Annotated in this window: 13 protein-coding genes; 5 read left to right on the forward strand and 8 right to left on the reverse strand. The window is 70.5% G+C overall.

From position 1 onward, the window contains the following. The first annotated feature begins 39 nt into the window (after positions 1–39). Positions 40–687, forward strand: a complete 648-nt coding sequence (locus CYFUS_RS19725; RefSeq protein WP_095986629.1) for a tetratricopeptide repeat protein — start codon at positions 40–42, stop codon at positions 685–687. Here the strand turns inward: CYFUS_RS19725 and CYFUS_RS19730 are convergent. The 6 genes from CYFUS_RS19730 to CYFUS_RS19755 all read right to left on the reverse strand — a co-directional run bounded on the left by CYFUS_RS19730 (position 661) and on the right by CYFUS_RS19755 (position 15,712). Further along, positions 661–3,438, reverse strand: coding sequence for a DUF4215 domain-containing protein (locus CYFUS_RS19730; protein WP_095986630.1), 2,778 nt, complete (start codon positions 3,436–3,438; stop codon positions 661–663). The two genes, CYFUS_RS19725 and CYFUS_RS19730, sit on opposite strands and share 27 nt — an antisense overlap. Positions 3,439–3,446: 8 nt before the next feature. Next, the gene (locus tag CYFUS_RS19735) at positions 3,447–5,243 is read right to left on the reverse strand and encodes an OmpA family protein (RefSeq protein ID WP_095992118.1); all 1,797 of its coding nucleotides are present in this window, start codon (positions 5,241–5,243) and stop codon (positions 3,447–3,449) included. 137 nt (positions 5,244–5,380) lie between these two features. Then, entirely contained in the window at positions 5,381–7,957 is a 2,577-nt protein-coding gene (uvrA, locus tag CYFUS_RS19740) for an excinuclease ABC subunit UvrA (RefSeq protein ID WP_095986631.1), read from the reverse strand. Between the two features lie 8 nt (positions 7,958–7,965). Beyond that, positions 7,966–10,230, reverse strand: a complete 2,265-nt coding sequence (locus CYFUS_RS19745; protein ID WP_095986632.1) for an MMPL family transporter — start codon at positions 10,228–10,230, stop codon at positions 7,966–7,968. A gap of 11 nt (positions 10,231–10,241) precedes the next feature. After that, on the reverse strand, positions 10,242–12,203 hold the full coding sequence (locus CYFUS_RS19750; RefSeq protein WP_095986633.1) for a terpene cyclase/mutase family protein: 1,962 nt from the start codon (positions 12,201–12,203) through the stop codon (positions 10,242–10,244). Positions 12,204–12,220: 17 nt separating this feature from the next. Next, positions 12,221–15,712 (reverse strand): squalene/phytoene synthase family protein, encoded by a 3,492-nt coding sequence (locus CYFUS_RS19755; RefSeq protein ID WP_198316641.1) that lies wholly within the window; start codon positions 15,710–15,712, stop codon positions 12,221–12,223. 436 nt (positions 15,713–16,148) lie between these two features. On the opposite strand from CYFUS_RS19755, the gene CYFUS_RS19760 reads away from it, so the two are divergent. The 4 genes from CYFUS_RS19760 to CYFUS_RS19775 all read left to right on the forward strand — a co-directional run bounded on the left by CYFUS_RS19760 (position 16,149) and on the right by CYFUS_RS19775 (position 19,462). Next, on the forward strand, positions 16,149–16,655 hold the full coding sequence (locus tag CYFUS_RS19760) for an Hsp20/alpha crystallin family protein (RefSeq protein ID WP_095986635.1): 507 nt from the start codon (positions 16,149–16,151) through the stop codon (positions 16,653–16,655). A 100-nt stretch (positions 16,656–16,755) separates the two neighbouring features. Next, the gene (locus CYFUS_RS19765) at positions 16,756–17,493 is read left to right on the forward strand and encodes a 2OG-Fe dioxygenase family protein (protein ID WP_095986636.1); all 738 of its coding nucleotides are present in this window, start codon (positions 16,756–16,758) and stop codon (positions 17,491–17,493) included. Positions 17,494–17,612: 119 nt separating this feature from the next. Further along, on the forward strand, positions 17,613–18,083 hold the full coding sequence (locus tag CYFUS_RS19770) for an FBP domain-containing protein (RefSeq protein ID WP_095986637.1): 471 nt from the start codon (positions 17,613–17,615) through the stop codon (positions 18,081–18,083). Between the two features lie 107 nt (positions 18,084–18,190). Next, positions 18,191–19,462: an extracellular solute-binding protein gene (locus CYFUS_RS19775; RefSeq protein ID WP_095986638.1), complete on the forward strand. Its 1,272-nt coding sequence runs from the start codon at positions 18,191–18,193 to the stop codon at positions 19,460–19,462. A 10-nt stretch (positions 19,463–19,472) separates the two neighbouring features. Here the strand turns inward: CYFUS_RS19775 and CYFUS_RS19780 are convergent, their stop codons facing one another. Further along, entirely contained in the window at positions 19,473–20,660 is a 1,188-nt protein-coding gene (locus CYFUS_RS19780; RefSeq protein ID WP_095986639.1) for an acyl-CoA dehydrogenase family protein, read from the reverse strand. Positions 20,661–20,713: 53 nt separating this feature from the next. Continuing rightward, positions 20,714–22,162, reverse strand: a complete 1,449-nt coding sequence (locus CYFUS_RS19785) for a carotenoid oxygenase family protein (protein ID WP_232537664.1) — start codon at positions 22,160–22,162, stop codon at positions 20,714–20,716. Between the last annotated feature and the right edge of the window lie 143 nt (positions 22,163–22,305).

Genomic DNA, 22,305 nt, shown 5'->3' on the forward strand with positions numbered 1-22,305 from the left:
GCTCACCCCGTGTCCACACCGGGTTAGCATGGAGGTCGCATGCTCTTCGGACGGAAAACCCCCCCTTCTCGCTCGGAGCTCATCGTCGCGGCGGATCGCGCCCGCTCCAAAGGCAAACTCAAGCGGGCCATTATTGGCTACCGCAAGGCATTGGAGTTGGAGCCGAAGGATCCCGCGGTGCTCGGCAAGCTGGCGCCCCTGCTCGCCCGGACGAATGAAGACGAGGCCTCGCTCAAGCTCTTCCGGGAGGCGGCCCAGGTTCACCTGGACAAGGGCTTCGCCGACAAGGCGCTGGCCGTCTACACCCAGGCGGCGGAGACGTTCCCGGCCCAGGTGGGTCTGTGGCAGCAGGTGTCGCGGATGCACCTGGAGAAGGGGCGTCAGGCCGACGCGGTGCGGATGCTCCTGCGCGGCCGTTTCGCCCTCCAGCGCAAGCACGAGCGCCCCCAGGCCATCATCCTGCTGAGGGAAGCGCTGCGGTTGGATCCCTCGCTCTTCGCGCCCAGGTTGGATCTGGCGCGGCTGCTTGCCCGGCAGAAGCAGCCGGCCGAGGCCCAGGCGTTGATCGAGCCGATGCTGCACCTGACGGGCGCACAGCTCCGTCAGGTGCGGTGGACTCAACTGTGCATCGCTCCGGGGTTCGGCAACGCGTGGCTGTGGCTACGCGCCGCGCTGTCGGGGCGCTGAGCCGCGCTGGTCGCGCCGGCGCAGGGCCAGCAACGCCAACAGGCCCAGCACCGAGGGCATGGGCACGGCGCTGCAGCCTCCACCCGCGAGCGAGCGGTTGTCATCCAGCACCCGCCAGGTGTGCTCGACGGGCGTTGGATCCACGTTGCCCGCGACGTCCACCGCGCGAGCGCGCAGCGTGTGCTGGCCCGGAGTGACGACGTAGGTGGCCTCACAGGGCTGGTAGGGCCCGTCATCCAGGCTGCACTCGAAGCGGGCACCCGGATCGTCCGAGGAGAACTCGAACCCGGCGTTGGGGTTGGGGCCAATGGCGGGCGGGCCCCGGACGAGCGTGGTGTCGGGCGGCTCCGAGGTGCAGACGGAGGGCTGGCCCTGGCAGCGATAGCCCGGCTCGATGGCGCACGCCGCGCCGCAGCCGTCGCCCGAGGCCGTGTTCGCGTCGTCACACGCCTCGCCCTGCTCGGTGAGGCCGTTGCCGCAGACATTGGCGAGCACGCAGGTGTGGGTGGCCGGGCTGCACACGCCCTCACAGGCGTTGGACGAGGTGCACGCCTGGCCCAGGTTCAGGCGGCAGCGGGGCGAACATGCATCACCGTCCTCCAGGTTGCCGTCGTCGCACGCCTCGGTGCCCGCCACCTGGCCGTCACCGCACGAGGTGACGCACACGCTGGGTGACCCGCTGCAGTAGTAGCCCGTCTCCTGCTGGCAGGTGGCACCGCAGCCATCGCCCGCCTGGGTGTTGTCGTCATCGCACTGCTCGCCGATGTCCGGCACGCCGTCGCCGCACACCTGGGTGCACTCCGTCCCCGGCGAGGGGCAGGTCCAGCCCGCTTCGATCTGGCACGTGCTGGAGCAGCCATCGCCCGACTTCGTGTTGCCGTGATCGCACTGCTCGGCGCCCGCCACGATGCCGTCACCGCAGAGGGTCGCACAGGTGCTCGGCGTACCGCTGCAGGAATAACCCGGATCCACGCGGCAGCCCGGCGAGCAGCCATCGCCCGCGCTCTTGTTGCCATCGTCGCAGGTCTCGTTCGCCTCCAGCACGCCATTGCCACACGTCTCGGCGCACGAGGACGGAGCGCTCTGGGGCTCGGAGCAGGCGTAGCCCGGCTCCACCCGGCACTCGGTGGCGCATCCATCCCCCGAGTTCAGGTTTCCGTCATCGCACTGCTCGCCCTGCTCGAGCTTGCCATTGCCACAGCTCTTCACGCACGGCGCGCCCGCGGTGGGGCACACATAGCCCAGCTCGAGGGTGCAGGCCGGCGAGCACCCATCTCCCAGGGAGACGTTGCCGTCGTCGCACAGCTCGCCCGGGTCCATCCGGCCATTGCCACACACGGTGCCGCACACGGACGGCTCCCCGTGGCACTCATAGCCATTCTCCACACGGCACGCGGCGGAGCAGCCATCGGAGTTGAAGGTGTTGCGGTCATCGCACTGCTCACCCGGGTTGATGACGCCATCTCCGCACTGCTGGACACAGGCGCTGCCCGCGGTCGGGCACGCGTACCCTGTCTCCACCCGGCAGCGCGCATCACAGCCATCGCCCGTGGTCAGGTTGCCGTCGTCGCACTGCTCGCCCGGGTTGAGCGCGCCATTGCCACACGTCCGCGCGCACCGGCTGGGCTCGCCCGTGCAGCCGTAGGCCGGCTCGATGCCGCAGGTGGCGCCGCAGCCGTCGTTGGCGGTGCTGTTGCCGTCATCGCACTCCTCGCGGGGAGAGATGACTCCGTCCCCACACTTGTCGTCGTACGCATCCACGAACAGGTAGCGGAAGGCGTTGGGCGGACCGTCTTCGTTTTCGTTGCACAGCTCCAGCCGGTTGAGCCCGGTGCGCCAGCGCGCCGTGGTGCCCAGCTCGCGGATGATGTTCTTCTGCCAGGGCTGGCCCCCCGGTTGGCTGATGACGGTGGGGGTGAAGGCCGCGCCGTTCACCGACGCGGTATCGAACTGGTTGTCGTTGAAGGTCGCCACGCGCATGCGGAAGCGCGAGAGCGTGGTGGTCGAGGGGATGATGAAGTCCTGGTACACGCAGGTGCTCACTCCCTGCGGGGCCATGAAGCGCGCCGTCTGGACTTCCTGCGGCCAGTCGCCCCCCTCGCGCCCGCCCGTGGTGGCGCCCGTGGTGGTGCCCCGGTAGGACCAGTGCGGATCCGCCGCGGTTCCCTCCAGGCGGCGGTTGTTCGCGTCCACGCCCGTGTTGAACAGCGTCACGCCCGCGCGCACGCACCGGCTCGGAGAGCCCGCGCACGCCTGGCCCGGCTCCACCTCGCACAGGCGGTTGCAGCCGTCGCCGTCGAAGCGGTTGCCGTCGTCGCAGATCTCCTGCGCGTAGTTCGGGTAGGAGCGGTTGTCGAGCGTGCCATTGCCGCACAAGGACAGGTCGCACGTCGCGGAGCAGCCGTTGCCGTTGTCCGCGGTGTTGCCGTCGTCGCACAGCTCGCCCGAGTTGACCACGCCGTTGCCGCACAGGCTCGCCAGGGAACACGGCTTGCCGGGGATGTGGCAGAGGAAGCCGTCCTCCAGCTTGCCGGTGGCGCTACAGCCGTCACCGCCCTGGGTGTTGCCGTCGTCACACTCCTCGCCGGGCTGCAGCTTGCCGTCCGCGACGAGGGCCTGGCTGACCCGCGTGAGCAGGGCAGGGGTGGCGGAGGGCGGCTCCTGCTGCGTCTGGCAGCCCACCGAGGTGAAGAGGAGGGTGAGCCCGACAAGCGCCGGGCGAGTCCATGCTGTCTTGGGATGCATGTTCATGGTTGGTTTCACCTGGCGGTGTCGGAGTTGGGTGTGCCCTGCTGGGTTTCCACGCCCTCGGCGTCGCCGACGATGTGGAACTCCACGCGGCGGTTCTTCGCGCGGCCTTCCTTGGTGGTGTTGTCCGCGAGGGGCTTCGCCGGGCCGAAGCCCTTCGCCTGGAGCCGCTCGCGCGGGATGCCCTTGCCCTCGAGGTACTTCACGACGGACTCGGCGCGGCGCTGCGACAGCTCGGTGTTGTACTGCGCATCGCCCTGGTTGTCGGAGTGGCCCTCCACGCGCATCCGCTCGATCTCCGGGTGCTCGCGGAGAATGGAGGCCACGTCATCCAGCAGCTTGTAGCTGCGCCTGTCGATGACGTCCTTGTTCACCTCGAAGTAGACGGACTCGAGGATGTCGAGGCGTCCCGTCTCCAGGCGCACGCGCTGCTTCTGCTTGCAGCCGTTGTTCTCCGGGGTGCCGGGCTCGTCCGGGCAGTTGTCCAGCCGGTCGACGACGCTGTCCCTATCGCGATCCTTGTCCGGGCAGCCCTTGTTCGCCGCCACTCCGGCCTCGTTCGGGCAGGCGTCCCGTGCGTCGGCCACGCCGTCCCCGTCGTTGTCGGGATCCGGGCAGCCGTCCTCGTCCTGGAAGCCGTCCTTGTCCTCGGCCTGCTGGGGGCAGCGATCCTTCGAGTCGGTGATGCCGTCACCGTCCGAGTCCGGCTCGTCCGGGCAGCCGTCGCCGTCCTCGAAGCCGTTGACGTTCTCCGCCTGCTGGGGGCAGCGATCCACCAGGTTGGGCAGACCATCGCCATCGTCGTCCTTGTCCGGGCAGCCACCCAACTGCTCGAGGCCCGCGTCCCGGGGGCACTGGTCCGCGCGGTTCTTCACGCCATCGCCATCCGCGTCCAGCTCGGGGCAGAGCGCCACCGGGTACGACTGGCCCTCCACGCACACGGGCTTGTCCTCCGGCGCGAAGGCCACCCCCGCGAGCACGCGGACGGCGGGCGTGCCCACCGTGGTGCCGAAGCCCGGGCCGCCCATGGCGTACAGCTCCACGGGGCCCACCGGGGCGCGCACGCCGAGCAGGGCCTCCATCGACAGGGGGGAGCGCGCCAGGGGCGCCGTGCCCCGCAGGAGCAGCTCGCCCTTCACCTTCTTCACCAGCGGGCCGGTGACGTTGACGCCGCCGTTGAGCTCCACGCCCAGCTCATCCCGGGGCTGGCTCGTCCCGGAGGTGAGCACGTACGTCTTCGTGCGCACCAGCGCGCCCACGTCGGCGCCCACGCGCCACCCCGCGCCCAACTGCTTGCCCAGGCCCACTCGGGGCGTGAAGGTGAAGCCCTCATCCCGCGTCAGGGCCTCCGCGCTGCCCAGCGGGAGCGCGACGCCCAGGTGCAGGCCAAGGTCCAGTGCGTCCGCGTTCGCCTCGGACAGGAGCCGCGCGCGGCCCTGCACCCAGGGGGTGCCCAGCGCGAACGAGGAGGGGGCCGAGAGTCCCACGGAGCCCGGGTTTCCGGCCCACTGGCCCACGATGGGCACCTGCGCGCCGAGCTCGAGCCAGTCATGGAGCGCATACGCGCCGCTCAGGTGCCCCGTCACCCGGTCGCTGACGATGACGGCGCTGCGCTCGCCGTTCTCCACCAGCACCAGGGGGTTGAGTTCCCAGTGCCCCGTCAGCGCGAGGCGGTAGCGGCCCTGCCGCAGTTGATCTCCCGTGGACAGCACCAGGCTGTCTCTCGCACCCGGGTTGAGTTGGAGCCGCTCGAGCTCGAATCCAGGAATGCTCGAGTCCTGGGCCAGTGCGCTCCAGGTCCCGAGCATGACGACACCAGTGATACAGCGTTGCAACACACGAATGAACAAGGTTCCCCCTCCTCCACGACACTCAATGGACCACGGGAGTTGACGGTCCCGGGAGGGGGTACAATATACGCTTCATACCAGATCTGTTGACTGGTTCACGGTTCGGGGCCGCCTGGAGAATCGAGGCTTGCCGAGCGCCCGGTTTCGAGGACGCGCGCGAGGAAGGGCGCGGTGCGGCTCTTCACCACGCGTGCCACCTGCGCGGGGGTTCCGGAGACGACCACCCGGCCTCCCTCGGCACCGGCGCCCGGGCCGATGTCGATGACCCAGTCGCTCTGTGCCACGACGCGCATGTCGTGCTCGACGAGGATGACGGTGTTGCCCTGCTCGACCAGCCCGTTGAGCTGCGTCAGCAGCTTCTCGACGTCCGCGGGGTGCAGGCCCGTGGTGGGCTCGTCCAGGACGTAGAGCGTGTTGCCGCGCTGCACCCGCTGAAGCTCCGTGGCGAGTTTGATCCGCTGGGCCTCGCCGCCGGACAGCTCGGTCGCGGGCTGGCCCAGGCGCAGGTAGCCGAGGCCCACGTCCCGCAGGACACTCAAGGCGCGTTGCACGTGGGGCTCGTCGGCGAAGAACGCGTGCGCTCCGTCCACCGTCATGCCCAACACGTCGGCGATGCTCTGGTCCCTGTATTTGATTTCCAGCGTCTTCGCGTTGTAGCGGGCGCCGTGGCACGTGGGGCAGGGGGCGAACACATCGGGCAGGAAGATCAGCTCCACGCTGACGAAGCCCTCGCCCTCGCATGTCTCGCAGCGTCCCTTGGGCACGTTGAAGGAGAACCGTCCCGCGTCATAGCGGCGGGAGCGCGCGGCCGGTGTCGCGGCGAAGAGCTTCCGGATGGTGTCGAAGAGCCCCGTGTAGGTCGCCAGATTGGAGCGCGGGGTGCGGCCGATCGGCTTCTGATCCACCCGCACCAGGCGCGTGACGCCTTCCAGTCCCGAGGAGATCCGGCCGCCCACCGGCTCGACGGGAGGACGCTCCAGCTCCTCGCCTTCCTCTTCCTCCGGGGGCGGCGCATGGCCCAGCCGCGCCGACACCAGCTCCACCAGTACCTGGCTCACGAGGCTCGACTTGCCCGAGCCGGAGATGCCCGTCACCGTCGTGAACACGCCCAGCGGGAAGTCCACGTCGAGCGCGTGCAGGTTGTTGCGGCTGACGCCTTCCAGGCGCAGCCAGCCCCGGGGCGAGCGGGGTTCGCGTCCCGGAGCCTCGTCGTGTCCGAGGAGATAGCGGCGGGTCTGGGACTGCTCGATGCGCTCGAGCCCCTCGGGCGGACCGCTGTAGAGCACGTGGCCCCCCTGTTCGCCCGCCGCCGGTCCCACGTCGACGATCCAGTCCGCCTCGCGAATCACCTCCACCTCGTGCTCGACCACGAAGAGGGAGTTGCCGGCGTTCTTCAGTTGTCCGAGCGCCGCGAGCAACGCCTGGGTGTCCGCCGGATGGAGGCCCGCGGAGGGCTCGTCGAGCACGTACACCACGCCGAACAACTGGGAGCGGATCTGCGTGGCGAGCCGCAGCCGTTGCAGCTCTCCGGGCGAGAGGGTGGGGGTGCTGCGCTCGAGCGACAGGTAGCCGAGCCCCAGCTCGGTCAGCACCTGGATGCGCCCCAGCAGTTCGCGAGCGAACCGCTCGGCGACGAGCGCCTTCTCCGGGTGCTCCCGCCGCAGCTTCGCCATCCCCGGTGCCGTGCCCTCCACCGTGGGGCGCAGCACCTCGGCGACGCGGGTGAGGGGCAGCCGTGACAGCTCGCCGATGTCCAGGCCCGCGAAGGTGACGGAGAGCGCCTCACGGCGCAGCCGCTTGCCCTCGCACTCGGGGCACTCGGTGCTCAGCAGGTAGCGCGACACCCGCTTCTTGATGGACGCGCTCTCCGTGGTGGCGAAGGTCTGCAACACATAGCGGCGGGCGCTCGTGAACGTGCCCATGTAGCTGGGCGGCTCCTTGCGCTTGAGCGCCCGGCGCGTCTCCGCGGGGGTGAAGCCGGCGTACACCGGAACGGTGGGCTGCTCCTCCGTGAAGAGGATCCAGTCCCGGTCCTTCTGGGGCAGCTCGCGCCAGGGACGATCCACGTCGTAGCCGAGCGACACGAGGATGTCGCGCAGGTTCTGGCCGTGCCAGGCGGGGGGCCACGCGGCGATCGCCCGCTCGCGGATGGTGAGCGAGTCATCCGGCACCATGGAGCGCTCGGTGGCCTCGTAGATGCGCCCGAGCCCGTGGCAGCGCGGACAAGCGCCCGCGGGCGTGTTGGGCGAGAACGCCTCCGCGGCGAGGTGCTCCTGATGGGGCGGATAGTGTCCGGCGCGCGAATAGAGCAGGCGCAGCGAGTTGGACAGCGTGGTGACGCTGCCCACGGACGAGCGCGTCGTGGGCGAGCCACGCTGCTGCTGGAGCGCCACCGCCGGGGGCAGGCCCTCGATGGAGTCGACCTCGGGCACACCCACCTGATCCATCAGCCGCCGCGCATAGGGGGCCACGGACTCGAAGTAGCGCCGCTGGGCCTCCGCGTAGAGCGTGCCGAACGCGAGCGACGACTTGCCCGAGCCCGACACGCCCGTGAAGACGACCAGCGCATCGCGCGGGATGTCGACGTCGACGTTCTTGAGGTTGTTCTCGCGGGCGCCACGGACCCTGACGACGCCCTTCACTCCACCGCCACCACCACCACCATCGGGCATGCTGGAACTCACTGTTTCGGGGCTTCGGGCCGCGAGTCCTCGGGGGCGTGGGTGCCGCCGAGCAGGCGCACGAGTGGCGCGGGGGCCCACCAGTTGAACTCCCCCATGAGCCGCATCATCGCGGGGACGATGAGCACCCGGACGAGCGTGGCGTCCAGGGCCACGGCGATGGCCATGCCCACGCCCATGGCCTTCACCACCACCGCCTGGGCGAGCGAGAACGCCGCGAACACCGCGACCATGATGGCGGCGGCGCTGGTGATGAGGCGGCCCGTGCGCTCCAGGCCCTCGGCCACCGAGTGCGCGTTGTCGTGCGTGCGCAGCCACTCCTCGCGCATGCGCGTGAGCAGCAGGACCTCGTAGTCCATGGACAGGCCGAAGAGCGCGCAGAACAGGAGGATGGGCAGCGAGGGCTCGATGGCGCGCGGCTCGAACGCGAGCAGGCCGCTCAGGTGGCCTTCCTGGAAGATCCACACCAGCGCGCCGAACGAGCCCGCGATGGACAGCAGGTTCATCAGGAGCGCCTTGAGCGGGAGGATCACCGAGCGAAGCAGCACGAACAGCACCACGTAGGTGAGCCCCATGACGAAGAGCACCGCGTGGGGCGAGTGCCCGACGATGAAGGCCGCGCCGTCCACGTCCGCCGCCGTCTGGCCACCCACGAGGAACTGCCCGTCACCCACCGCGCGCTCCTGGCGGATGGCGCGGACGACTTCACGGGCCTCGGCGCTCGCGGCCGCATGGGGCGTGAGCACCTGCATCACCGCGATGTTTCCCTTGATGAATGCCTCGAGCGCGAGATCGAACTCGGGCGGCCGGGCGGCGGGCTCCTCGGCCAGCGCGGCGTAGCGGTTCGCGCTGATGCCCGGGTCCAGGTCGACGATGCTCTCCACGCCCTGGACCCCGGGGAGTTTGGCCAGGCGGCGGCTCGTGGCGTACAGCGCGCGGGCGCGCTCCGGGGTGAAGGCGTCGCCCGAGGGGAACTGGACCGTCACCAGGATGCGTGTGGCGGCCTGCGAGGGAAACAGGTTCTTGAGGGCCTCGGCGCCGCGCCGTGCCTCCGTTTCGGCGGGCAGGGCGGTGATGTCCGTGGCGGCGAGCTGGAGCCGCTGGAAGGGAAGGCCAATGGCCACGAGCACGGTGAGCGTGGGCAACAGCACGAGCCAGGGGTGCTTCATCACCCACATGGCCAGCCGGTGCCAGAGGCCCTTGCCCTCGCCGAAGCGCGGAATGGGCAGGCGGCCCCAGTCCACCCGGGGGCCGAGCACGGACAGGAGCGCGGGCAGGAACGTGAGGGAGTAGATCACCGCGAACGCCACCACGACGGCCCCGCCCAGGCCCATGGCGCTCAGGTACGAGCCTGGGTAGAAGAGCAACCCCGACAGGCCCACCGCCACCGCGAGGCCGGAGAACGCCACCGCGCGGCCCGCCGTGTCCACCGTCTTCACCACCGCCGCCTCCACCGTGGCGCCGTGCTCGAGCTCGTCACGGAAGCGGCTCACGATGAAGAGCGAATAGTCGATCGCCACGCCCAGGCCGATGAGCGTCACGACGTTGATGGTGTACTGCGCCATGTCCGTCACGTGCGCGAGCAGCATCACGCCCGACACGCCCGTCATCACCGCGAGCCCGCCCACGGCGATGGGCAGCAGCGACGCGCCCAGGGTGCGGAACACCCACAGCAGCACGATCAACGCGAGGGGGAAGGAGATGAGCTCCGCCTTGAGCAGATCATGCTCGAGCAGCCGATCCAACGCCTCCACGAAGGCGACCTTGCCCGTCACCAGCACGCCGAGCTTGTCGCTGGTGAGCGCCCGGCGCACGGTGGGGAAGGCGCGCGCCGCCTCGCGCTCGTCGCCCTTGAGCCGCACGAGCGCCAGCACGTCATGGCCGCTGGCGGAGAGGAGCCGGCTGGCGAGCTGCTCGGGGGCGCCCTGGGGGGACACCACGGCGCTCACCTCGGGCAGCTTGCCCACGGGGCCGAGCACCTCCTCCAGTGCCTGGGTGAAGCGCGCGTCGTCCGTCTTCCACTCGTCCGAGTGGAAGATGACGGCGAGCGTGGTGTCGTTGGACGCCGCGGAGATGCCCCGCGACAGCTCCGCCGCGTGTGCCGCTTCCGTCCCCCGCACCGTGCCGGTGCTCAACTGTCCGCCGCGCAGGATGCCGAGGAGCGCGAGGACGAGCACTCCCGCGGTGAGGAGGAAGACCACGCCGCGGTGGCGGTGAACCGCCCGGCCGAGCCAGGCGAAGACGGAGGGTTCCGAGGGCGTCATGGACGCGCTGTCTACCGCACTGGCGACAGGGCCCAGAGCGGAAACACGTCGAGGTAGTGATCGTAGTGGATGCCGCTCGTCTTATTGAACATCCCCGCGATGTGCTCCTCGGGGTAGCTGCCGTCCGGACGCTGCCGCTCCACGAGGAAGCCCAGGGCGCGCTGGACCTCGGGCGAGTCGCGCCGGCCCGCCTTGCTCAACGCGAGCACCGCCCACGACGTCATCACCGCCTGGCCCTGCTCGGCCTGCACGTAGCGCCGCTGCCGGCAGCTCTCGGGTGTCTCGCCCCAGCTCCCGTCCGCGTTCTGCTTGGAGAGCAGGAAGTCGCAGGCGCGCTGGAGGGTCGGATGACTCGGAGAGTACCCCGCGGCGACGAGGCCCCAGATGCCGAACCACGCCCCATACGTGAAGCAGATGCCCCAGCTTCCCTCCCACGAGCCGTCCGGTCGCTGGGCCCGCTCCACGTAGCGCGCGCCGCGCTTCATCGCCGCGTCGATCTCCTTCGCGCGTACCCCCGGGAAGCGCTCCCGGAAGCGCGCCAGCGCCTGCATGCAGGACGAGCTGCACTCGACGTAGGACGGGTCGATCATGATGTCCGAGAAGCAATCGGACGGGTTGAGCAGCTCGAGCCACTTGGGGCCGCGCGTGAGCTCGTACGTGGCCCAGCCGCCGTCCTCGTTCTGCATGGACAGCATCAGGTCCACCGCGTCCGTGAGCCGCTCCTGGGACAGGGGCGAGTCGACGAAGGGCTCGAGCGCGAGCGCCGCCTTGAGGCCCTCGGCGGTGCAGTCGCTGATGGGCCAGCCGTGGTCGCGCGTGGAGAAGGGCCAGCCGCCCTTGGAGCGGTGGCGGTAGTAGCGCTCGGCGTTGGGCGTGTCCTCGCGCACCTGGCTGCGGTCGATGAAGTCGAAGACCGAGCGCAAGAACGGCAGGTTCTCCTGGATGCGGCCGCTGGCGACCACCGCCTGGGCGGCGAACGCCGTGTCCCAGAGCTCCGAGGAGTTGTAGCCATTCATCTTCACGCCGTCCGGCCCCTTCCACAGGTAGTCGGGGAGCTGGGCGAGGTGGGCCCGCAGCTCGGCGCCGCCGGGACGCTCGAAGTGCCACACCAGCACGTGCAAGAGCTTGTTCACCGGGCCGATGCAGATGTAGCGCGTGTTCTCGTCCTCCTGGCGGATGTGATCCAACACGAAGGACAGGGAGCGCTCGCGCAGCCGCGTGGACGCCTGGGTCTCATAGACACCCATGAGCCAGTTGGCCGCGAGCACGAGCGCCGAGCGCGGCACCTGCGAGTCGGTGGGCGACACGCGCGTGCGCTGGGCCGGCCAGTCGATCTGCTCGTAGGGCGTCGTGTACAGCTCCCGGCGCAACTGCTGGAGCAGGGGCGAGTCGGGGATGCGCGCCTTCTTGCCGTAGAGCCAGCTCATGGGCAGGTAGACCATGCGGCAGTGGCACCAGAAGCGCGAGGGGTGCACGGGAAGCGCCTCGGGCAGCAGCCACAGCTCGGGCAGGAGCGGATCCAACCCCTCGTACTCGTGCAGGCGGAGCACCGAGAGGAAGAACTTGCCCCAGGGCGCGGAGGTGAGCGCGCCTCCGTGCGCGAGGATCCACTGGCGCGCGGACGTGGCGGCGGGGTCCTCCGCGCTCACGCCGAGCAGACGCAGGGCCACGTAGCAGAGGGTGGAGGTGAAGACGTAGCTGGACGCCTCCACGTGCAGACCGAAGCCGCCGTCCTTGTTCTGCACGCCCTTGAGGTAGCGCACCATGCCCTCGCGCGTGGCGGCATCGAGCTCGAGCCCCACGGCGTGCGCGGTGCCCACGTACATGGGCAGCATGAAGAGGGGACCGCCATAGTCGCCCTTGAGCGAGCCCTCCGGGGAGAGCAGCTCCGAGAGGTGGGTGATGGCGGCGGAGAGGGAGGAGTCGACCGTGCGCCGCGCGCCGGCAGTGGAATCAGGAGCCATGTTGCGCATGTGCGTGTTCCTTCGCGTTACCCGGCCGAGAGGCGTTGGTGGTGGTTGGGCGCCTGGAGCCAGAGCTCCGCGTAGCGGGCCTGGAGCGTGGTGTCATCGGCGTGGTGGTTCATGCAGTCGGTGATGAGCGCCTCCACCTCCGCGCGGGGAATCTTCACCGGCTGGCCCGCGACGAACATGGCGTCGTTGCCCCGGGCGAGCACGAGCGTGCGCGCCGCCATCCACAGCGGCAGCAGGCAGAAGAGCCGCAACTGGGGCGCGGTGGCGGGGATGGCGAGCGCATAGCTCAGCCCGTCGTCGAGGTTCTTCCGGGCGATCTCGAAGAGCGGCGCGACGGCGGCGTGCGCCCGGGCACGCTGCGCGGGGTCCGTCAGCTCCGCCACGCCCAGGCCGCCCGCGGCGCACAGGGCGCGGGGGATGAAGGACCAGCCCCGCTCCTCGCGATCGTCCGTCACGTCCTTGAGGATGTTGACGAGCTGGAGCCCGGTGCCGAAGGCCTCCGCGTGCAGGCGCATCGTCTGGGCCTGCTCCGGCGTCACCTCGCCGCCCAGCTCCTCCAGGAACAGCTCCGTCGTCAGGTGGCCCACGGTGCCCGCCACGAAGTAGCAGTAGCGCTCCAGGTCGGCCACCGTGTGCAGCGCCACGATGTCGTCGGCGCCGCGCTCCCGGTGGGCGTAGATGGCCATGCCGCGCGCCATCTCCGACGTCCAGCGCGCCAGGCTCGCCTGGATGTTCTCCGGCAGCGTGTGGAAGACGCGCATGACGGTGGGCAGGGCGCGCGACAGGGCCAGCTCGGCGTCCTGGCCCACAATGGGCTTGAACGCCTCGGTGAAGGCCTCCGGCTCCTTGTGGCCGCGCAGCACGTCCAGGAAGCACGCGAAGAGCGGCTCCTTGGCGGCGAGCGGCACGGACGGGTGGTCCTCGATGGTGTCGGCGACGCGGCACAGCAGGTAGCCCAGCGTCATGGCCACCTCGAGGTTGCCGGGCAGCAGGGCGATGGGCCGCGCGAAGGTGCGCGAGACCTCGCCGAGGCTCTCCTTGCAGAAGATCCAATCCGCCTCGGAGCGGCCGGAAGGAACGGACGGAGCGGAGGTCGCGCGGCGCAGGGGCTCGGGCCGCTCGCGCCGCAGGGTCTCGTAGAGCGCGAGTGCGTCGAGGCTCTCCGCGCACTCCTCCCAGGGCGCGACCTGGAACGGGCCTCGTGCCTCGTCGTGGAGGCCCTCGGCGAGCGCCGTCGCGAGCAGGGCCTCCGCGGCCTCCATCGCCTCGGGGTAGGGGGCGCGCACGGAGATCAGGGCCTGGAGCGCGATCGCCGTGAGCCACCGGCGCTCGGCGTCCCCCTGGACGGGGATTCCTTCCGTGAAGGCACCGTCCTCGGCCTGCCGCTCGACGAGCCAGCGCGCCGCGCGGCGCAGCCGGGAGTGCGTGGTGGGTCCCCTGGCGGCGAGCAGGGCCTCCATGGCCCACGCCGTGGCGGCGACACGGCCCTCGGAGCCGAGGGGGGCCCAGGAGCCGTCGGGCGACTGCGTCTCGCTCAGCCAGCGGGCCGCGCGCTCGAGCGCGGGAGTGATGCGCGCGTCGAACATGCCGGGCTGCCGGCGCTGGATGATCTTCAACGCCTCGCAGGCCAGGGCGGTGGCGCGCAGCTCCCCCACGCCCCGGCCGCCCGCGCGCGTCCTGTCGAAGGTCCGGGCCGCGAAGCCGCCGGCCATCGTCTGGCACCCGAGCAACACGTCCACGCCCTCGGAGATGCCCACGATGGGCTCCTGCACCCAGGTGGAGCCGCCCAGCAGCAGGTGGAAGAGTCCGGCGAGGTCCGCCGTGGCGATGGAGGGCGGCTGGGCACCCGGAGCCTCGTGCTCCTCGAGCTCGAGCAGGCGCCGCAGGCCCTCGTGCGCGAGGTGGCGGCGCCACAGGCTCATCCGCGCCGAGATGCCCGCGCGCATGTCCGTGCGGGTGATGGCGCGCATGACGCGGATCGCCCCCGCGCGCAGCATGTCATCCGGCCGCTGCTTGAGCTGCGTGGCGAAGGACTCCAGCTCCCGGAGGAGGAAATCCGTGGCCTGCTCCATGGCCTGGGCGAGCGGCGGGGGCGGGGCCTGGCGGCGCGGGGAGGGCTCTCCCTCCTCCGCCTCGCTCCGGAGCATGTCCCGCACGGGGATGAACTCCTTGAGCAGGGGAATGGGGTGGGTGGGGGTGCCACGTCCGCGGTAGCGCTGATGCACCCCGCCCGGCACGAGGCTGGCGGCGGGCCACTGCATCCACTCGCCATACGCGGCCAGCTCGGTGGACACACTCTTGAGCCCGCCGCGGCGTATCGCCGAGCGCGCCGTGCTGTTCATGGCCTCCGCGGCGATGCGCATGAAGATGCCGCCGAAGCTCGACGTGCGCTCCTCCTGGCCACAGAGGATGCGCATCGTCTGGCCGCGCGCCTCGGCGTTCTCGCGCAGCACGTCGAACATGGCCTCGCGCACGCCCGTGGCGCTCGGATCCTCGCGTCGGAAGCAGTGGTAGAGAGCGCTGGCGAGCAGCTCCGGCACGTAGCCGCGGCGCTCCTCGGCGTAGCGCTCGAGGTCCTCGTGCGCGGCCACGCTGCGCGCGTCGAGGAAGCCCATGCTCAGGCCGATGGCGGTCATCGGGTGCACGTGGCCGAGCGCGTCGCCCACGAGCGCGACGTGGCCCCGGCCGAAGTCGGAGCGCGGACGGAAGCGGTTGGCGGCCCAGGTGACGGGGCCCTCGGCGAGCGCGCGCCGGAAGGCGGGCAGCAGCGCGGGAGGCAACACCGGGCTGAAGGCATCCCACAGGAAGGTGGGGTTGCGCTGGGCCGCGCCGTAGCGCAGGGGCACGTCCAGGCAGCCCCGCACCCGATCGGGGCCGATCCGGTAGAGGAGCGCCGGTCCGGGACCGCCGAGCAGCACGTGCCCGAAGCCCTCGAAGGGCAGCTCCAGTCCGCGCAGCTCCACCGAGGCCATATAGGAGAGCAGCGTGCTGTTCTCCTCCAGGCCGAGCTGCCGGCGCACCACGGACGCCCGTCCATCCGCCCCGATGATGCGCGCCGCGGTGACCTCCACCTGGGCGCCCCGCTCCCGGTCATCCACGCGCAGCACGTGCCCTTCCATGCCCGCCAGCCGTGCGTACGTCACCAGCTCCACGCCCGCCAGGCCCGCGGCCTCCTCGCGCAGCCCCTCGACCAGGGTGTCGTGGGCACACGTGAGCGCCACGCCCTGGGGGTAGGCCATCTCGATGGGCGTGCTGCCATCGTCCGGGAAGATCTTGAAGCCGAAGCTCGTGCGGGCGTGGGCCCAGTCCGAGCGGCGGATGCGCAGCGAGTCGAGCACGCCGACCCCCGGGGGGTGGATGAACTCGCCCGCGAAGCGCCGACACGCTTGCGGATTGGCCTCGAGCACGAGCACCCGCGCGCCCCGGTGGGCGAAGGCGATGGCGGTGACCAGTCCCGCGGGCCCTCCGCCGATGACCGCCACGTCGTAGTGCTTTCGTGTGAATCTCATCGTCGCAATCCGTTCCATGCCGCGCGTGGCGGCGTCATCGAGAGGCCAGGAGCCGAGACCCGAGCCATGGCGGATGCCGACCCGGCCGAACCGGCACTCGCACTCATGACTGGCCTCATGGACAGGCTCCTGGACGGGCGAAAGAACTCCAGGTTGCGTCCTGTAGCAAACCGCGTGATGGATCGCGAGGCCATCGACAGTGGTCCAGGTTCCCGAGCAATGAATGGACCCGAGTGGTGACACGGGCCCGTCACCACGGGAGCGCCATGGACGGGCCATTGACTCCCGCGTCAGCCCCTTGGGTCGCGTGCCTCCAGGCAGAGCAGGAGGGCAGGGGCCTCGCGTGGGTGCGTCTTGCCAGCACCTCTCGACGCTCTACCCTGAAATGGGAGGGCCGTAGCGCATCGCGCGACCCTGAGTAGAAAGGAGAAACGTCATGTCTGATCTTCCCGTGCGTCGAGGCAGTGGTACTTCGTCCCTGGGTCGATGGCCAAGGACGGCCGATCCCTTCGAGCAGATGAAGGAATTGATGGGATTCGATCCGTTCGACCAGGTGGATCGCCTGTTGGGGGCCGACCGGTCGTGGAGCTTCACCCCAGCCTTCGAGGTGAAGGAGACGAAGGACTCGTACATCTTCAAGGCGGATCTTCCCGGCATCAGGGAGGAGGATCTGGAGATCTCCCTCACCGGAGACCGGCTCACCATCAGCGGCAAGCGAGAGAACGAGAAGAAGGAGGAATCCGACCGTTTCTACGCCTATGAGCGCAGCTTCGGCTCCTTCAGCCGTTCGTTCACCCTGCCGGAAGGGGTGGACGCGGAGCACTGCAACGCGGACCTGAAGGACGGCGTGCTCAACCTGCGGCTGCCCAAGGTGCCCGAGGTGCAGCCCAAGCGCATCCAGGTGAGCAGCGGCTCGAAGGACAAGGGCCACGTGAAGGCCTGAGGCCGCGTGGGAGGCGGGTACACGCTCCCGCCTCCCGGCATCGCCGCTGGACTTCTTCCTGGCTCGTGGATAGAGCCCGGACACCTTCCGGGCCCCCTCCATGAGCCTCTCACCGCCTGTCACCACCCCTTCCCACGTCACCTCCTCGCTGCGTGAGCTTGGCTATGCCGTGCTCGACCGGGCGGGACTGTGTGAACACGTGGGGACTTCGGCCGCCGCGCTCGAGGCCCTGCGTCCGACCTGGAACGAGCTGCCGCCCGACGCCTACCTGCGCGACGGGGGCCGCTATCGCTCGCGCCGGCATTCGTGCTTCGTCGTCGAGGGGGCGGCCGTCACCCAGGTGCCCCACCGCGCGCACTGGCAGCCGGTCGAATACAACGCGCTGCACGGCGGGCTGGAGCGCTGGTTCGAGCCCATGACGCCGACCGTGGTCGCGCAGCCCGTCTGGCCGCGCCTGTTGAGCCGGCTCGCCGCGTATTGCTCCGAGCTGCGGGGCGCGCGGCCCTGGTTCGTCGAGGCGCACCAATTCCGCATCGACACGACGGATGGCATTGGCCGGCCGACGCCCGAGGGAGCGCATCGGGATGGCGTGGACTTCGTCGCCGTCCTGCTCATCGGGCGCGAGGGCATCAAGGGCGGAGAGACGCGGGTGTTCGAGGCCCATGGCCCCCACGGCATCCGCTTCACGCTGACCGAGCCCTGGTCGCTGCTCCTGCTCGATGACGAGCGCGTCATCCACGAGAGCACGCCCATCCAGCCGCTGGCCGGGCAGGGGCACCGGGATACGCTGGTGCTGACCTTCCGTGCCAACGGTTTCCAGGGTCCCCCCACCCCGTAGCGCCCGCGAGGCGAGGTGTCAGGCGGGCGCTCGCTTCCGCAAGACACGAGCGGCTGAACATCCATGCTCTTATGTAGCCGGTGCACGGGTGCGCCCAGGCCCCCGTGAGGAGATCGACCATGTTCCTCATCGAGACCGAGAACGACTTGTTGCAGGCCTTCCGCCCCCGTGACCGGGAGAAGGTCGAGCTTCCCAAGGACATCCGCTTCCCGCTGTTCGTGCGGGACTATTTCGCGTGGGTGGAGCCCGCGGGGACCCGGGTCTTCCTGGTGTGCCCCTCGCCGCAGGGCAAGCGGCCCATGGGCATCGCCTTCCGCCGCGACTCGCACGGAGGCCCCGCGCCCTCCCAGATGTGCGACTGGTGCCACTCCTACGGCTCGTCCAACGAGATCGGGCTGCTCACCACGGACGTCAATTCCAAGCGCCGGGTGGGCGTCAACCTCTGCCAGGACCTGCGCTGCAAGGAGAAGCTGGAGTCGGCGGCGGACCTGTCCGGCCGTCATTTCCGCGACGTCATCCCCCCGCTGATGGAGCGCATGCAGCGCTTCGCCCGCGAGGCGTTGCGCATCGAGTCCGTGCCGGAGCAGTGAGTCCCCACGGGGCCTCTTCTTCGTGAACAGAGGCGCGGAGCCTCCACCGCGCGTTCGACGCAAGTGGTGTAAACGGCAGCCGTCGCATCGACTGTCGGGGAGACTCCATGAACGTCACGAAGAACATGCGGTGGATGCAGTGGATGGTGTTGTGGGGCGTGGTCGCGGGTCCCGTGCTCGGCTGCGGTGGGAAGCCACCGGTCACGCCGACTCCGCCCGCGGGAGAGCGGATCGTGTTGCGCGTCCCGCTCTACTCGTGGATTCCCGATGCCGCGGGGGACAAGTTCCAGGCCCTGTCCGCGCGCGTCGAGGCCGAGTTCGAGGCCGAGCACCCGGAGGTGGACCTCGACGTCAATCCCTCCTGCTTCCAGGATGATCTCTACGAGCCCTCGCAGCTCGCGCGCTCGCTCCGGGGAGAAGGGGAGTGCCCCTATGACGTCGTCGAGGTGGACACCTCCCTGCTCGGCGAGCTCGTGGGCACCGGCGCCGTGCGGCCCTGGTCCGCGCTCCCCGAGGGTCCCCGCTGGCACCCCGCGGGCGTGTCCGCCTCCACGTTCGAGGGCAAGCTCTACGGCGTGCCGCACTGGCAATGCGCCCACTACATCATCTCCCGCGACGAGGCCGTGAGCCGCGCGCACACGGTGGATGAGCTGGTCCAGGCCCTCGCGGCGCTCAACACCCCCGCCATGGATCTCTCGGCCAACCTCCTGGGGAGCTGGAACCTGCCCTCGCTCTACCTCGATGCCTGGACGGATACCCACGGCCCCGCGAACGTGCAGTCCGCCGTCACCACCGAGCACTACGACACGGACGTGCTCGCCGGCATGAAGAAGCTCGCCAGCGCCTGCGCCACCGCCGAGGGCAATCCCTGCATCGATGGCACGTACGACGCCGAGGAGAACCTCGACGTGCCCGATGTCCTGCTCGCCGAGGGCCGCGCCGACGCCACCCTGGGCTTCTCGGAGCGGCTGCACGGCATCCTCAAGAAGCTCCCGTCGGCGGACAGCCGCGCCGCGCTGCGCATCTCCCCCGCGCCCCTGGGTCAGGGCAATCAACCCCTGCTCTTCACCGACTCGTTCTTCCTGGGCGAGCGCTGCACCGGGGCGTGCGAGCAGGCCGCCCAGGCGTTCGTCGCGTACATGACCCGCACGAGCACCTATCAGTGGATCGTCCTCGGCGAGGACGCGCCCGCCGAGGGCCGGGTGCCGCGCTACCTCATGCCCGCCAACCTGGACGTGTATGAGCTGCCCGGCGTGAAGGCCGATCCCTTCTACCCCGTCATCGGGGCGGCCACCGCCACCGGCGCGCCCTTTCCCAACACGGGCCTGTTGAACATCCGCAAGTCCATGCGCGACGCCATCCTCGGCGCGCTCCAGTAGCAGCCGCGGCTCACAGCAGGGGCGCGACCGGATCCACGCCCAGCAGCACGCCGCCAATGGTCTCGAGGACCACCGAGCCCACCATGGCGTGCTGCGTGGCCACGTGGACGTCGCGCATGCAGCGCTGTAGCGGGGAGGCGCGGTGGACGGACACACCTCCACCCGCCTCGTACATGGCATCCACCACGCGCGCCGCGCTGCGCATGGCATGGGCATAGGACAGCCGCAGCTCGGCCCGGTGGCGCACCGTCAGCTCCCGGCGCACGCCCGCCTCGAAGGTGACGTTCACCGTCTCCAGCAGCAGGGCCCGCGCGGCGCGCAGCGTGGCCTCGGCCTCGGCGAAGGAGTGCTGCACCACGCCGCGCGTGGCCAGCAGGCGTCCCGTGGGCATGAGCTTCTTGCTCTGCGCCAGCGTCGCGAGCTCGTCGATCGCCCGGCGGGCAATGCCGAGCCCCACCGCCGGCAGGCCCACCCCCAACAACCCCATCGCGGGAAAGGCATAGAGGGGACGGTCCAGGCGCGGGCGCTCGGCGACGAGGGAGAAGGAGCGCTCGGCGGGCACGAAGATGTCCTGCACCGAGATGTCCCCGCTGCCCGTGCCACTCAGGCCCATGGCGTTCCAGGTGTCGTGCAGCGTCGCGTCCGAGGCGGGGAAGCAGAACGTGCGGATCTCGGGCATGCCCTCGCGCACCATGCGGGGCGCTCCGTCCTTCGTCACCACCGCGCCGCCCACCAGCCAGCGGCAGTTCTGGCTCCCGCTCGCCCAGGCCCAGCGGCCCGTGAGGCGATAGCCCCCCTCGACGAGCTCGGCGCGTCCCGTCGGCGCGGCCACGCCTCCGATGATGACGTCCGACGCATTGAAGATGGTGCGCGCCGCGGACTCGGGCAGCCAGGCGGCGACCATCGCGGTACACGCGCCGATCATCACGTTCCAGCCCACCGAGCCATCCGCCCGGGACAGCTCCTCCACGATCTCGATGATCCGGGCGGGATGCAGCTCGAGTCCGCCATAGGCCTCGGGCAGCACCATGCGGAAGAACCCGACATCGGCCAGTTCCCGCGCGAGCGCCGCGGGCAGCCGGCGGGCGGATTCGATCTCCTCGGAACGGGCGGACAGCTCGGGTGCGAGGCGCCGGGCCTCGGCCAGCAGGGGATGCTCGGAGGACGTCGTTACAGCGGACGGGGATGAGGTCGTCATGCCCGGAAGTGTACGAGGCGCGGCACGGACGTAGCCAGTGGCGGTCCCCGGCGTCAGCGCGCCGTCACCCAGGTGCCATGGAAGGTGAAGGGGAAGGCGTGATCCAACCAGGCCCGGCCCACCGGTCCCGCCTCGGGCGCCTTCGCGTCCAGCACCGCCACGTACGTCCGGTCGCTCGTGGCATCGTAGGTCTGCACCAGCAGCCAGCCGTCGTCCTCGGCCGAGCCCCCGGCCCGCGGGACGAAGATGGGCTCGGCGGGATGGTGCCCGGCGCCCAGCGTCACCACCGTCTCCGCGCCCGTCCACATGTCCACCTTCACCAGCACGTCATGGGCTCCTCGCCAGGTGTCGGGGCCCGAGTGCGCCACCACGTACGTGTAGCGGTGGCGCGCCCCGGCCCGCAGCGGCGTGGCACTGGGAAACTCGCAGCTTCGGTCCGAGACCTGCTCGGAGCGCAACCAGCCGGCCTCCACGTCCAACGTCGCCCGGTGCAGCCGGCCCTGGGCGTCCGTGCTGGTCCAGCCGCGGGGCAGCTCGGCCAGCCACTGGTTGGTGCCGAAGTCCGGGTAGCGCACGTAGTCCACGTGGAGGAGTCCGGCGTCCTCGAACGCATTGCCGAAGTGCCAGGCATGGAAGGGCTCGGCCGGAAAGCGCACCACCTGGGCGGGCGCATCGATGGGAACGACGAGGACCTCCGTTCCCAGCTTCGGACGCCACTCGAGATTGTCCGACACGCTGCCCTGGCCGAGCAGCACCCGGAAGAGGTTCAGGCGCACCGGCGACACGAAGAAGACCAGGTGGTGATCGGTGGCGATGAAGTCGTGGACCAGCGTCGGACCGGGCAGGGGCACGCTGCCCAGGCGGCGCACGGGTCCGGCGTCGGGCAGCTCGTACAGATCGAGTTGGGTGACACGCCCGTAGCGCACCCCGAAGTTGTAGGACGCCCGCCGCGACACCACGGGATGCGGGTGGGCGGAGAAGGCCGGTCCCACCACGCCTCCGAGGTCCGTCTCCCCCAGGGTGCTCAGGTCCTCCAGGGACAGCTCCGTGGGCAGGGCGGCCTCCACCAGGGCGAAGAGCCGTCCGTCCCACGCCAGGGGGGAGGTGTTGGCCGCGTTCTTCACCCCGCCGAACAGCCGCCGCCACAGCGTGGGCGCTCGGGTGCCATAGTTGCTGTAGAGCACCTGGCCCGCATCGCGCTCGGCGCGGATGCTCGGAGTGTCGATGGCGCGCGCCGCCCCCTGGGCCTGGCCGCCCGCGAAGCGCACTGCCAGCACGCCGCCATCCCCGTCGAACAAATGGCCGTAGCTCTGCCCCCCCACGCCGAACGCCACCGGCCCCACGCGCACCAGGGTCCCGTTCAACTCCTCGGGCAGCCGGCCCTCCACGCGCATCGGTTCGAAGCCATGGGTCCGAGACAGGTCCCGGTAGGCCTTGAGCCAGGAGGGACTCTCGGCGGAACGGAGGGCGGAGGCGGCACGCGTCATGGGGTCTTCGGGCAAGAGGGGAAGCCCTCCTTATAGTTGCCCCCCCTGTCGCGCTCGCCGCGCGGAGTCTTCCGTTGGTGCTGACGGTGTCAACATGTAGGGTGCCGGGGCCCCCTTCCCCGTGCTCCGGCATGTCGCCCGAGCGTGGTGTGCCCAAG

The organism is Cystobacter fuscus (assembly GCF_002305875.1).
Taxonomy (GTDB): Bacteria; Myxococcota; Myxococcia; order Myxococcales; family Myxococcaceae; genus Cystobacter; species Cystobacter fuscus_A.